General features: G+C 76.4%; 9 protein-coding genes and 1 pseudogene. 5 read left to right on the forward strand and 5 right to left on the reverse strand.

The genetic code is table 11. The features are described 5' to 3' along the window. Window positions 1–161 precede the first annotated feature (161 nt). Window positions 162–2,792, forward strand: coding sequence for an alpha-amylase family glycosyl hydrolase (locus OG896_RS08265; RefSeq protein ID WP_329363797.1), 2,631 nt, complete (start codon window positions 162–164; stop codon window positions 2,790–2,792). Between the two features lie 232 nt (window positions 2,793–3,024). Here OG896_RS08265 and OG896_RS08270 read toward each other — a convergent pair. The 3 genes and pseudogenes from OG896_RS08270 to OG896_RS08280 form a co-directional block, all read right to left on the reverse strand. Then, window positions 3,025–3,333 (reverse strand): annotated as a pseudogene (locus OG896_RS08270) (leucine zipper domain-containing protein); the annotation flags it as partial. 335 nt (window positions 3,334–3,668) lie between these two features. Then, entirely contained in the window at window positions 3,669–5,783 is a 2,115-nt protein-coding gene (locus tag OG896_RS08275) for a BTAD domain-containing putative transcriptional regulator (protein ID WP_329363799.1), read from the reverse strand. A 9-nt stretch (window positions 5,784–5,792) separates the two neighbouring features. Beyond that, window positions 5,793–5,981, reverse strand: a complete 189-nt coding sequence (locus OG896_RS08280; RefSeq protein ID WP_328470503.1) for a hypothetical protein — start codon at window positions 5,979–5,981, stop codon at window positions 5,793–5,795. A gap of 183 nt (window positions 5,982–6,164) precedes the next feature. On the opposite strand from OG896_RS08280, the gene OG896_RS08285 reads away from it, so the two are divergent. Both OG896_RS08285 and OG896_RS08290 read left to right on the forward strand, forming a co-directional pair. Continuing rightward, window positions 6,165–7,043 (forward strand): alpha/beta fold hydrolase, encoded by an 879-nt coding sequence (locus OG896_RS08285; protein ID WP_329363802.1) that lies wholly within the window; start codon window positions 6,165–6,167, stop codon window positions 7,041–7,043. Window positions 7,044–7,265: 222 nt separating this feature from the next. Beyond that, the gene (locus OG896_RS08290; RefSeq protein WP_329363804.1) at window positions 7,266–7,964 is read left to right on the forward strand and encodes a peptidase dimerization domain-containing protein; all 699 of its coding nucleotides are present in this window, start codon (window positions 7,266–7,268) and stop codon (window positions 7,962–7,964) included. 41 nt (window positions 7,965–8,005) lie between these two features. Here the strand turns inward: OG896_RS08290 and OG896_RS08295 are convergent, their stop codons facing one another. Continuing rightward, window positions 8,006–8,776, reverse strand: a complete 771-nt coding sequence (locus tag OG896_RS08295) for an SDR family oxidoreductase (RefSeq protein WP_329363806.1) — start codon at window positions 8,774–8,776, stop codon at window positions 8,006–8,008. 184 nt (window positions 8,777–8,960) lie between these two features. Between OG896_RS08295 and OG896_RS08300 the strand changes: the two genes are divergently transcribed. Then, window positions 8,961–9,944 (forward strand): helix-turn-helix transcriptional regulator, encoded by a 984-nt coding sequence (locus OG896_RS08300; RefSeq protein ID WP_329363807.1) that lies wholly within the window; start codon window positions 8,961–8,963, stop codon window positions 9,942–9,944. 11 nt (window positions 9,945–9,955) lie between these two features. On the opposite strand, the gene OG896_RS08305 is transcribed toward OG896_RS08300, so the two are convergent. Beyond that, window positions 9,956–10,912, reverse strand: coding sequence for a LysR family transcriptional regulator (locus OG896_RS08305; RefSeq protein WP_329363809.1), 957 nt, complete (start codon window positions 10,910–10,912; stop codon window positions 9,956–9,958). 131 nt (window positions 10,913–11,043) lie between these two features. Here OG896_RS08305 and lpdA point away from each other — a divergent pair, with 131 nt between their 5' ends. Next, window positions 11,044–12,504, forward strand: coding sequence for a dihydrolipoyl dehydrogenase (gene lpdA, locus OG896_RS08310; RefSeq protein WP_329363810.1), 1,461 nt, complete (start codon window positions 11,044–11,046; stop codon window positions 12,502–12,504). The last annotated feature ends 97 nt before the right edge of the window (window positions 12,505–12,601 follow it).

The raw sequence follows: 12,601 nt of genomic DNA on the forward strand, positions 1-12,601 counted from the left end.
CGGCGCTGACCCGTACGGGTGACATGCGGCGGGCGCCCGGGTGACAGCGGGCGGCCCGGCTCGGGTGGCGCGCAGGGGCGGGCGGGTCGCGTCGGGTGGCGCGGGCCGGTTCGGGCCGGTCTGGCGCGCCTGTTCGGCCGATCCGGGGTAGAGAAGACCTCATGACGGCTTTCCCGGCGCCTCCTGTGGTGCCCGCCTCGACCTACCGGATACAGCTGCAGCCCCGGTTCACCTTCGCCGACGCGGCCGCCCGGGTCCCGTACCTGGCCGCGCTCGGCGTCACCCATCTGCACCTGTCGCCGGTCCTGGAGGCGGTGCCCGGCTCGACACACGGGTACGACGTGGTGGACCACACCCGGGTGCGCGCGGAGCTGGGCGGCGAGCAGGGGCTGCGGGAGCTGTCCGCGCGGGCCCGGGCGCACGGCATGGGCCTGGTGCTGGACGTGGTGCCGAACCACATGGCGGTGCCGGCGCCGGAGCACCTCAACGGTCCGCTGTGGGAGGTGCTGCGGGACGGCCCCGGCTCGCGGTACGCCGACTGGTTCGACATCGACTGGGCGGAGCGCGGCGGGCGGGTGCTGCTGCCGGTGCTGGGCGAGCCCCTGCCGGACGTGCTGGGCGAGCTGGCGGTGGTGGCCGACAAGCGCGCCGAGCGGGCGGAGGAGGGCGCGGGAGGGGCCCCGGCGGGCACGGGAGCGGCGGGGGCGGGTTCCGGGGGCGGCAAGGTGCTGGCGTACTACGAGCACCGCTTCCCGCTGCGGGCCGGCACCGAGGAGCTGCCGCTGCCGGAGCTGGTGGCCGCGCAGCACTACGAACTGGCGTACTGGCGGGCGGCGCGCACCGAGCTGAACTACCGGCGCTTCTTCACCATCTCCGACCTGATCGCGGTCCGCGTGGAGCGGCCGGAGGTGTTCGAGGCGACCCACGCGACGGTGCTGCGGCTGCTGCGGGAGGGCGTCGCCGAGGGGCTGAGGATCGACCATCCGGACGGGCTCGCCGACCCGGCGGGCTATCTGGAGCAGTTGGCGCAGGCGAGCGGGGGCCGCTGGACGGTGGTGGAGAAGATCCTCCAGCGCCGGGAGCAGCTGCCGGCGGACTGGCGGTGCGCGGGCACCACCGGATACGACGCGCTCGACCGGATCGACGGGCTGTTCACCGATCCGCGCGGGGCAGCCCAAGTGGCCGACTTCTACCGCGAGTTCACCGGCGTGTCGGACGACGCGGGCGGGCGCTGGCAGCCGACGGTGCGGCGGGCCGCGTACCGGGTGGTGGGCCGGGACCTGGCCGCGGAGGTCGCGCGCCTGGTGCGCGGCGCGGACCGGGCCCAGCGGGCGCACCAGGTGACGGGCTCCGCCGCGGAGGTAAGCCCCGCCCACCAGGACAACACCCCTTACGTCAGCACCGACCACCAGGAGGTCGACCCTTACGCGCCGCCCTACGCGCCGGAGGTCCTGGCGGACGCGCTGCGCGAACTGCTGGTGCGCATCCCGGTCTACCGCTCCTACGTCCGGCCCGGCGCCGAGCCCGCGGACGCCGACGTCATCATGCTCACCCATGCCGCGAAGCGGGCGATCGGTGACTGCGGACGGCGCCTGGCCCCCGCGCTCGGCATGCTCCGCGACCTCGCGCTCGGCCGGCTCGACGCGGCCGGCTGCGCCCCCGGCCCGGACGCCGACGACTTCGTCGTCCGCTTCCCGCAGGTCGCCTCCGCGCTGCACGCCAAGTCCGTCGAGGACGCCGCGTTCTACCGGTACGGCCCGCTGCTGCCGCTGTGCGAGGTCGGCCGCGATCCCGGGTCGCCGGCCGTCTCCCCCGAGCAGTTCCACGCCTACTGCGAGCAGCGGCGGCGCACCCTGCCCGCCACCGGCACGGTGCTGTCCACCCACGACACCAAGCACGGCGCCGATCTGCGGCTGCGGCTGGCGGTGCTGTCCGAGTGCCCGGACGCCTGGCGGGAGTGGCTGACCGCGGGATCGAGCCGCGGCGGGCGAAGCGGTGCCGGGCGAAGCGGTGCCGCCGCGCCCGACCGGCACACCGAGTACACCGTCTACCAGACCGCGCTCGGCCTCGGCTCCGGCGACCCCGACCGCCTGGTGCCCGCCGCCCTGAAGTCCGTACGCGAGGCGGGCCTGCGCACCACCTGGACCGAGCAGGACGGGGAATACGAGACGGCGGTCGCCGACTTCACCCGCGAGGGCCCGTGCGGGGCGCGGCTGGACGACGTGGGCACGTTCACCGCGGGCCTGGAGCCGTACGCCACCGCGAACTCGCTCGGCGCGGCCCTGCTGCACCTGACCATGCCCGGCGTGCCCGACCTCTACCAGGGCACCGAGTTCCCCGTGTACACGCTCGTCGACCCCGACAACCGCGGCCCGCTGGGCGAGGCCGAGCCCGGCACGGTCCGGACCGGCGTCGACCGCGCCCTGGAGCGGGTGCTGGACGGCGCCGAGCCGCAGGGCCCCGACGAGGTGAAGCTGCGGCTGACCGCCGTCGCGCTGCGGCTGCGCCGCGACCACCCCGAGTGGTACGGCCCGCAGGCCGGCTACGCCCCGCTGGGCGCCGACGGCCCGGCCGCCGCGCACTGCGTGGCCTTCGTCCGCGGCGGCGCGGCCCTGACCGTGGTGACGCGGCTGTCCCGGCGGCTGGAGGAGTCCGGCGGGTGGCGCGGCAGCGTCCTGCCGCTGCCGCCGGGCCGCTGGCACGACCGGATCGGCGGCACCGTCCACGAGGGAGCGGTCCCGCTCGCCGACCTCCTCGGCACCTCCCCGGTGGCGCTGCTCACCCGCGAGTGACGACCTGGTGCACGAGAGGCGGTGGATCGGCGAGCGGCGTCATGGGGCTTCGGATGCAAGGCGCCGAAGGGTCCTCAGGGCGGTTTCCTGAGGGCGTTTCGGCAACACCGCAGACGGAGTCGCAGGGCGTGCCGGGCCCGCCGCCGCTCGCGCACCAGGTCCTTCAAGCGCCCCGCGGCGCCCCGACCCGCCCGGCTGCTCCGGGTTCCCCCGCCTGCGGCGGGCCGCCCACGTGGACGGTCGAGGCGGGCCGGCCAAGGATCGGGCCGATCCGGGCCGGGCCCAGCTTGCGTGCCTGGCGCGGCTCGCAGACCCGGGCCTCCACCACGGCAGGGGTGCGGTGCGGTGTCCTGCGCGGGTGGCTGGACCGGCCGGCCAGGCCCGCGTCGCCCTCGGCCCGCCAACGGGCCATCCACTCGCAGGCGGTGGCCCGCGACGCACCCCTCTCGGCCGCGACACGGGCGGCCGGAGGGCCCGACAGCACCCGCTCGACCAGGATTCGCCCGCCGTGAACAGTCAGCCGGGTATGACGGTGGGACACGAAGACCTCCGTGCGTGGTGTGGAGCCCGGACACCCCCACCACACCGGAGGTCCTCGCCATGATCAAGACCCGTGTCGACAACGCTCATGATCAATACAGCTGGGCCATGTTGGGGAAGGAGCGCCGTCCGCCCGAGGGGCGGGGCCCGTGGCGTCTGGCGCTCCCCACAGCCTTCGGCGCGGGAGGGTGCCCCCCGATCGCAAGGCGGAGGGTCGTCCTCGTAGGGGGCCTCCTCGGACCAGCCCGACCACGAAGCGAGCGTGCGTGCCAGACGCCACGGGATGGGGGCGCCTCCCCCGCTCAAGGCAGGGCGGAGGGACTTCCCCAACACGGCCTAACCGTCCGACACCGCGTCGATCGCGGCCAGATGACGGGCCACCGGGCCGGCGGTGAACATGCCCGTGCCCGCACCCGCGAGTTCGCCCGCGGCCGGCAGCAGGCGGGCGCGCGCCTGGCGCAGGGCGGGCAGGTCGCCCAACTCCGCGGCGAGAACGGCCTGGAGGCAGCACAGCGCCTCGTACGTGAGGTCGGCGGGCGGCTCGGGGAGCGCGCGCAGCGCGTCGCGGGCGTCGTCGCGGCGGCCGGCGCGAAGCAGCAGGAAGGGCTCGGCCCAGGGCCGGTACGGTCCCCAGTCCGCGCCGGGTTCCGCCTGCTCGGCGGCGGCTGCGACGGCCCAGGCGCCGGCACCGGCACTGGCGCCTTCGGCGAGGGGCAGGCAGAGCAGCGCGAGGGGCAGCAGGCCGCGCCGTACCCCTGGCATGCCCGCGCCCTCGAGCCGTGCGTCGGCGGCCCGGTAGGCGGCCTCGGCCGGCCCCGACCGCCCGGCGACGGCGAGCCGCAGCGCGGCGTACCACTCGGTGAAGACCCCGACCAGCGGTAGTTCGTGCCGCTCGGCCAGGCGGTCGGCGGCCGCGGCGTGCGCGTCGGCGGCGGGGAGGTCGGCGAGCGCCGCGCGCGCCTGCATCCGGATCAGGTGCCCGAGCACCTCGAAGGTGGCCAGGCCGTGCCGGGCGGCGAGCGCGACGAGTTCAGCGCCGACCGCGTCGCGGCGCGGCGCGAGGCCGGCGCGGGTGCAGGACTGCATGAACACGCCGTTGAGCGCGTACGCGAGCAGCGCGGGGTCGTCCAGCCGGCGCGCGGTCTCCTCGGCTTCCCGGGCCGCCTCGGGGCCACGCGGGGAGCGGGTGCCGCGCATCTCGACCGCGATCGTGGCGAGCAGGCGGCAGCGCGCGGCGTCGTACGGCGCCGCCGCGCCCCCGGAAGCGCCCGCGGGCGGCGGCCCCGCGGGCAGCGCGCCCGCCGGCAGCGCGGCAAGGGTGCGCTCCGCCGCGGCCACGATCCGCTCGGCCGCCTCCGGGTCGTCGCCGCGGGTCCAGATCGCGGGCACGTCGTAGCCGCCGATCACCCGCGTGGTCAGCTCGGGATCGCCGAGTTCCTCCGCCGCGGTGATCGCGGCGAGCCGGTGCCGCCGGGCCGCTTCGAGGCCGCCGCCCCCGGTGACCGCGAGGTTGCGGATCAGGCCGACGGTCGACTCCAGGCGGGCCCTGGCGCCACCGCCGACCGTACGGTCGTAGGCCGCGGCCGCCTGCCGCCACAGCCGGTCGGCGGCGGTGGCGGGCAGATCGGGGTCCGGGGCGGGGTACGGGGCGTCGTACGGGGCGGCGTACGGTTCCGGGCGCGGCGCCTGCGGCAGGTCCAGGTGCGGGTCCTGGGCCAGGATCTCCGCTTCCAGCCGGCGCAGCCGGGGCCCCGGGTCCACGCCCAACTGGCCGACCAGGAGGGCCCGCGCCCTGCGCAGCACCGCCAGCGCGTCGCCCTGGCGGCCGGTGCGGTACAGCGCGAGGGCCAGCAGCCGCCACGCGTCCTCACGCCACGGGTGCTCGGCCAGGTGCGCGTCCAGGTCGGGCACCGCTTCCGCGGCCAGGCCCAGCGCGAGCCTGGCCTCGGCCGCGCGTTCCCCGGCCTGGAGCCGGAGTTCGGCCAGCCGGGAGCGTTCGGCACGGGCCCAGCGCGCGTCGGCGAACTCGGCGTAGGCCGGGCCGCGCCACAGGCCCAGCGCTTCGCGCAGCCGCTCCAGCGCCTGCCCGGGCGGCAGCGTGGCGGCGGCGCTCACCGCCGCCTCGAAGCGCCACGCGTCCACCGCGTCCGGCGCCGCGCGCAGCGCGTACCCGGGGCCCTCCGTCACCAGCAGCATCGCCGGGGCTCTGGGCGGGCGGTCCGGTTCCAGCGCCTTGCGCAGCGCCGCCACGAACGTCTGCACGGCGCCCACCGCCCCCGCGGGCGGCTCCTCCCACAGGTCCTCGACCAGCCGGCCCACCGGCACCACCCGCCGCCGCGCCACCACCAGCCGCCCCACCACGGCCGCGTGCCGCGGTCCCCTCAGCGCGACCCGCTCCCCGCCCCGCTCCGCCACGACGGCCCCGAGCACCCCGAACTCCACCTCCGCCATCCCCCCACGCTAGTGGCCCCCGAGTTCCCCGCACCTCCCCGCCACCACGGTCCCGGCCCTCGCCCACAGCGTGAGCAGCCGGACGTACTCCTCGGTGCGTTCGGCACTGGCGGGGTGGTTCATGAGGGTCCGGATCTGGTCGTTGATCGCGGCCTCCGTCGGGCGCACGGTCTCCGCGGCGAGCAAGGTCGGGGGCACCGTCACAGGCTACGCGTCACCGGATAAACGGCCGATATACGCCCAGGTCAGGAGGTATGAGGAGAAGTGGCCGCCGGCCGGTGCCCCGCCGCCGGCGCTGATTCGTTGCTGATCGGGGCGCGGCAGGCTCGACATGTCAGAGATATCAGACGCACCCGCGGAACGAGACGAGAGCAGCGCACCATGGCACCGAGCATCCCGAACTTCGAGCAGCAGCGCGTCAAGGTCGCCGACGGCGTCACCCTGAACGTCGCGGTCGGCGGCGCCGGCCGCCCCCTCGTGCTGCTGCACGGCTTCCCGCAGACCCACCTGATGTGGCGGCACGTCGCCGCCGACCTCGCGGCGGACCACACCGTGATCTGCCCGGACCTGCGCGGCTACGGCGCGAGCGACAAACCCGCGGACCCGGACGGCACCGCGTACGGCAAGCGCACGATGGCCGCCGACACGGTGGCGCTGGCCCGGGCGCTCGGGCACGAGCGGTTCGCGCTGGCGGGGCACGACCGGGGCGCGCTGGTCGCGTTCCGGGCCGGTCTCGACCACCCGTCCGCGGTCACCCACCTGGCCTGCCTCGACGTGCTGCCGACGCTCGACATGTGGGCGGCGATGCGCGGCACCACGGCCGCGGTCGGCTTCCACCTGTACCTGATGGCGCAACCTCCAGGCTTGCCCGAGCAGTTGATCGCGGGTGCGGCGGACGCGTTCTTCGGGCACTTCCTCGACGCCTGGACGGGCGACCCGGCCGCGATCCCGGCCGACGTGCGCGCCGCGTACCTCGACGCCTGCCGCGCCGCGATCCCGTCGATCGTCGCGGACTACCGCGCCTCCGCCGGGATCGACGTCACGCACGACCAGGCCGACCGCGACGCGGGGAACCGGCTGCGGATGCCGGTGGCCGTGCTGCAGCAGGACTGGGGTGCCGCGCTCGGCTACGACGCCCGGGCGCTGTGGGCCGCGTGGGCCCCCGACCTGGTGCACACCACCGTCGACTGGGGCCACTTCATGGCGGAGGAGGCCCCCAAGGAGGTCGCCGCGGCGCTGCGCGAGCTGCTGGCCCGCTGAACCGCGTCGGGGGTCCGCCCACCCGTCGACGCGGCCCCACCGACGCGGCCCCCGCCGGCCGGACCGGGCCGGCCGGATCGGGCCGCGTCACCCGCCGGCCGCCCGCCGGGCGCCCGCGTCAGATGCGGGGGCGGCGGCAAGGTCGACCTGCTGCGGGCCGGCGCCTTCGACGACGTCGCCGCCGCGATGATGGTGCACGCCGCGCCCACGGACGGCGTGGGGATGACGTCCCTCGCGATCGGCAGTTGGCGGGTCACCTACCGGGGGCGGCCCGCGCACGCCGCGGCCATGCCGCACCGGGGCATCAACGCCGCCGACGCGATGCTGATCGCGCAGGTGGCGATCAGCGCCTACCGGCAGCAGATGCTGCCGGGCGGCGTCGTCCACGGCGTCGTGACCGACGGCGGCGAGGCTCCGAACGTCATTCCCGGCCTGGTCGCCGCGAACTACGACTGCCGGGCGGAGACGGCCGGGGACCTCGCGGAACTCCAGGCCCGCATCCGTGCCTGCTTCGAGGCCGGCGCGCTCGCCACGGGCGCCGAACTCGCCATGGAGGCCGTGGGCAACGACTACGCCGACCTGCGCCAGGACCTCGACATGTGCGCCGCCTACCGGGACGCGGCGCAGGGCCTCGGTCGGGTGATCACGGACCACCCGACCGGGATGCGCGGCGGTTCCACCGACATGGGCAACGTCTCCCACCTGGTGCCCACGATCCACCCGTCCATCGGCTACGACTGCGGCGACACCATCATGCACAACCCCGAGTTCACCCGGTACGGCACCAGTGCCGCCGCCGACCGCGCGGTGCTCGACGGCGGGCTCGCGATGGCCTGGACGGTCATCGCGCTGGCCGCGGACACCGGTCAGCGCGCGCGCCTGCTCGACCGGTTGGCGAGCCGCCCCGCCCCGGCGCGCTGACCCTCCCCCGCGCGCACCTCGCCGGCCCGGCGGGCGCGCCCTCACACCTGCCGGGTCGGCAGCACGACCACCTGGCGCAGGTTCACCCGGGCCGGGCGGCTGGTGGCGTAGCCGATCAGGTCCGCGATGTCCTGCGGCGTCATCGCCTCGACCGCGTCGAACATGCCGTCCAGCGCGGCGCTGAGGCCGGGGTTGTCGATGTGCCCGGCCAGTTCCGTGGCGGTCAGGCCCGGCTCGATGTTGGTCACCCGGACGTCGCGGGGCCCGAACTCGGTGCGCAGCGAGGCCGAGAGCGCGGTGAGCGCGGCCTTGGTGGCGCTGTAGACGGCGTACTCGGGGAAGGCCACGTGCGCGCCGATCGAGGAGACGTCGACCAGGTCGGCGACGCCGTTCTCAGCCGCCGCGGCGATCAGGTCGGCGCGGAAGGCGTCGATGACGCGCAGCGCACCGGTCAGGTTGGTGTCGATCATCCGCGTCCACTCGTCCACGCGGCCCGCGTCGACCGGGTTGGGCAGCATCACCCCGGCGGCGTTGACCACCAGGTCCACCCGGCCGAGCACCTCGCGCACCCGCTGGGCGGCGGCCGCCACGGACGCCTCGTCGGTGATGTCCGCGGTGACCGCGAGCGCCTGGCCGCCGTCGGCGGCGATCTTCGCGGCGAGTTCCTCCAGCCGCTCGGTGCGGCGGGCCAGCAGCGCGACCCGCGCCCCGCCCGCGGCCAGCAGCCGCGCGGTGGCCTCGCCCATGCCGCTGGCGGCTCCGGTGACGACGGCGGTGCGGCCCGAAAGGTCGTACGGCGCGGTGCTGTTCATGAGGAGGGTCCCCTTGTGAGTGGGCCAGGTCCCGCTACGGGTCCGGCGCTGTCGGGGCCGCTGCGGTGGTCCGGAGCGGCGTTGCCCTCACTGTGCTGCGCCCCCGGCGGCGTACCCAGGGTGACGCTGAACCTGGGTACGCCAGTACCAGGTTCGGCGCGGGCCGCTCGTCTAGGGTCGTGCCATGGACAACTCGCTCGGCGACTACCTGCGTTCGCGCAGGGCGCGGATACAGCCGCAGGACGTGGGGCTGCCGGAGTACGGCCGGCGGCGCGTGCCGGGGTTGCGGCGCGAGGAGGTCGCGCAGCTCGCCGGGGTGAGCGTCGACTACTACATCCGGCTGGAGCAGGGCCGCGGCAGCCACGTCTCGGACGCGGTGCTCGACGCGGTCGCGCGGGTGCTGGGGCTGGACCCGACCGAGCGGGAGCACCTGCGGGATCTGGCCAGGCCCGGCCGGACCGGGCGCGAGGCCAAGGCACCCAAGGGACCCAGGCGGCCGGCGCAGCGGATACGGTCCGGGGTGCGGCTGCTGCTGGACCGCATGACGGACGTCCCGGCGTTCGTGCTCGGCGACCGGATGGACGTGGTGGCCTGGAACGCGCTCGGCGCGGCCGTCAACGGCTTCACGCCGAGCGGCACTTCGGGCCGTGCCACAGCCGGTTCCGGCCCTTCCGGCCCGCCGAACATGGCCAGGAGCACCTTCCTCGACCCGGACGCCCGCACCTTCTACCGTGACTGGCCCGCGGTCGCCGCCGAGACCGTCGCGCACCTGCGGCTGTACGCGGGCCGCCGCCCCGACGACGAGCGGCTGGCCGCGCTGGTCGGCGAACTGTCCGTGCGCAGCGAGGACTTCCGGCGGCTGTGGGCGGACCACCAGGTCAAGGAGAAGACCTTCGGCGTGAAGCGGCTGCGCCATCCGCTCGTCGGTGACCTGGACTTCGGGTACGAGACGCTGGCGCTGCCGGCCGAGCCGGACCAGTTGCTGGTGGCGTACACGGTGCCGCCGGGCTCGCCGACCGCGGAAAGGCTCGCGCTGCTGGCCAGTTGGAGCGCGGACGGGAGCGGCGCGGATTCCGGTGCGGGGGCCGCGGGCGAGGCCGGGCCGCCGGAACAACCCGAGCAACCCGAGCAACCCCAGCAGCCCGACAGGCTCGACCGCCGACCCTGACGGCGGCCCTCTCACCGCCGGGCCGTGGCCGTATCCCCGTCGGCGGGATCTCCGGCGGGACCGTCCGCGGCGTCCCCGGGCGGCTCGTACGGGTGGGCGGCCAGCAGCTCCGCGAAGGCCGCGCCCGCGCCGCCGAGCGGCTCCCGGGCGATCACGAACAGGCCGCGCCGCCAGGGCGGGTCGAGCCGGACCGTCGCGCACTCGGGCGGGGCCGCGTAGGAGGGCACCGCCACGACGCCGACCCCGGCGGCCGCCATCCGCACGGCGGTCGAGGTGTGCTCGGTGCGGACGGCCGTGCGCGGGGTGAAGCCCACCTTCTCGCAGGCAAGGTCGATGAAGGGGCGCCCGTCGACCACCGGCTCCATCGCGCACCGCACCCACGCGCGCTCGGCGAACGCGGCCAGCGGCACGACCCGTTCGGCGGCCAGCAGGTCGCCCGGCGGCAGCACCATCACGATCTCCTCCGCACCGATCGGGGTGAGCGTCATGCCGCCGCCGGTGCGGGTCGCGGCCGGTCCGGGGTCGTGGCCGACCGCGAGATCGGCCACCCCGCGCTCCATCGCCTCGACCAGGTCCTCACCCCGGGAGTACTCGCGCAGCACCAGCCCCACCCCGGGCCGCTGCCGCCGCCAGCGGGCGAAGACAGAGGGCAGCAGCCCGGCGGCGATGGAGTGCACCGCGGCGATGTGCAGTTCGCCGCCTTCCGCCCCGGCGGCGGCACGGGCGGCGCGCTCGGCGCGTACGGCGCTGCGCACGGCGAGTTCGGCGTGCGGCAGGAAGGCCCGGCCCATCGGGGTCAACCGCACCCCGCGCGGCAGGCGTTCGACCAGCTCGCCGCCCATCTGCCGTTCCAGCGACTTGAGTTGGTGCGACAGGGCGGGCTGGGTGACGTGCAGCGCCTCGGCGGCACGGGTGAAGGAGTCCGCGTCGACCACCGCGAGGAAGTACTCCATCTGCCGCAGGCTCATCCCGGCACCTTTCGCTCGCCCCCCGGCCGGCGCCCGGCACACCGCCGACCGGCCGCTATGCACAACGTGCATCGTATCGACACAATCCTGGACTTGGACTCATGGCACCGGCCGGCCGGAGACTGGCCGCCATGGAACCCCGCACCGCACCGCGCCACCCGGCCCAGGCCCAGGCCCCCGACGACCCCGGCGCCGCCGACGTCATCGTGATCGGGGGCGGCACCGGCGGCTACAGCACCGCGCTGCGGGCCGCGGCGCTCGGCCTCGACGTGCTCCTCGCCGAACGCGACCTGCTCGGCGGCACCTGCCTGCACCGCGGCTGCATCCCCAGCAAGGCGATGCTGCACGCCGCCGAACTCGTGGACGGCATCGCCGAGGCCCGTGAGCGGTGGGGGGTGAAGGCGACCGTGGACTCCGTCGACTGGGCGGCGCTGACCGCGACCCGCGACGGCATCGTGGCCCGCAACCACCAGGGCGTCACCGGCCACCTCGCGCACGCGGGCGTACGCGTCGTGCACGCCGCGGCGAGCCTGCGCGGGCCGCGGACGGTCAGTGCCGGCGGGACCGCGTACACCGCGCGGCGCGGGATCGTGCTGGCCACCGGGTCGCGGCCGCGGCTGCTGCCGGGCCTGTCCCCCGACGGCCGGCGGGTGGTGACCAGCGACGACGCGCTGTTCGCGCCGGGGCTGCCGGAGTCGGTACTGGTGCTGGGCGGCGGCGCGATCGGCGTCGAGTACGCGTCGCTGCACCGCTCGATGGGCGCCCGGGTGGTGCTGGTGGAGGCCGCCGACCGGCTGCTGCCGCTGGAGGACCGGGAAGTGTCGCGGCAACTGGCGCGCGGGCTGAAGAAGCGCGGAATCGAGGTGCTCACCGGCACCCGCCTGGAGGACGCCGCGACCCACGCCACCGGGGTGCGGGCGACGGTGCGCACCGCGCGCGGCCAGGTGGTGGAGCTGGACGTCGAGCGGCTGCTGGTCGCCGTGGGCCGGGAGCCGGTCACCGACGGCCTCGACCTGGCCGCCGCCGGGCTCGGCCGGGACCCGCGCGGCTACGTGGCCCCGGCGGACTGGGATCGGCTGGAGACGTCGGTGTCCGGTATCCACGTGGTCGGCGATCTGCTGCCGCCGCCGTCGCTCGGCCTGGCGCACGCGTCGTTCGCGGAGGGCCTGGTGGTCGCCGAGACGCTGGCGGGGCTCGGTCCGGCGCCGGTGGACTACGCGGCGGTGCCGCGGGTGACCTACTCCAGCCCGCAGACGGCGTCGGTCGGCCTGACCGAGGAGCAGGCGCGCGCCGAACGGGGCCCGGACCAGGTCGTGGTGAACTCGATGCCGCTGACGGCGGTCGCGAAGGGCATGGTGCACGGGCTGGGCGGCAGCGTGAAGGTGGTCGCGGAACGGGGCGGGCCGGTGCTGGGGGTGCACCTGGTCGGGCCGAACGTCTCGGAGATGATCGCCGAGAGCCAGCTGGTGGTGGGCTGGGAGGCGGAGCCGGCGGACGTGGCGCGGCACGTCCACCCGCACCCGACGCTGTCGGAGGCGGTCGGCGAGGTGTTCCTGACGCTGGCCGGGCGGGCGCTGCACCAGGTGGGATGAGCGAAGCCCGGGCGGGGAGGGCGGAACCCCGGCCGAGAGGGCGGCGCCCGGCCGCGAGGCGGGCGCCCGGGCGGGACGGCGGCGCCCGGGCGGGACG

The organism is Streptomyces sp. NBC_00669 (genome assembly GCF_036226785.1).
Taxonomy (GTDB): Bacteria; Actinomycetota; Actinomycetes; order Streptomycetales; family Streptomycetaceae; genus Actinacidiphila.

What these genes read in the sequence shown, in the direction of transcription:
- OG896_RS08265 (WP_329363797.1), top strand. Translation starts at nt 162, where the DNA reads ATGACGGCTTTCCCGGCGCCTCCTGTGGTGCCCGCCTCGACCTACCGG.
- OG896_RS08275 (WP_329363799.1), bottom strand. Translation starts at nt 5,783, where the DNA reads ATGGCGGAGGTGGAGTTCGGGGTGCTCGGGGCCGTCGTGGCGGAGCGG.
- OG896_RS08285 (WP_329363802.1), top strand. Translation starts at nt 6,165, where the DNA reads ATGGCACCGAGCATCCCGAACTTCGAGCAGCAGCGCGTCAAGGTCGCC.
- OG896_RS08290 (WP_329363804.1), top strand. Translation starts at nt 7,266, where the DNA reads ATGACGTCCCTCGCGATCGGCAGTTGGCGGGTCACCTACCGGGGGCGG.
- OG896_RS08295 (WP_329363806.1), bottom strand. Translation starts at nt 8,776, where the DNA reads ATGAACAGCACCGCGCCGTACGACCTTTCGGGCCGCACCGCCGTCGTC.
- OG896_RS08300 (WP_329363807.1), top strand. Translation starts at nt 8,961, where the DNA reads ATGGACAACTCGCTCGGCGACTACCTGCGTTCGCGCAGGGCGCGGATA.
- OG896_RS08305 (WP_329363809.1), bottom strand. Translation starts at nt 10,912, where the DNA reads ATGAGCCTGCGGCAGATGGAGTACTTCCTCGCGGTGGTCGACGCGGAC.
- lpdA (WP_329363810.1), top strand. Translation starts at nt 11,044, where the DNA reads ATGGAACCCCGCACCGCACCGCGCCACCCGGCCCAGGCCCAGGCCCCC.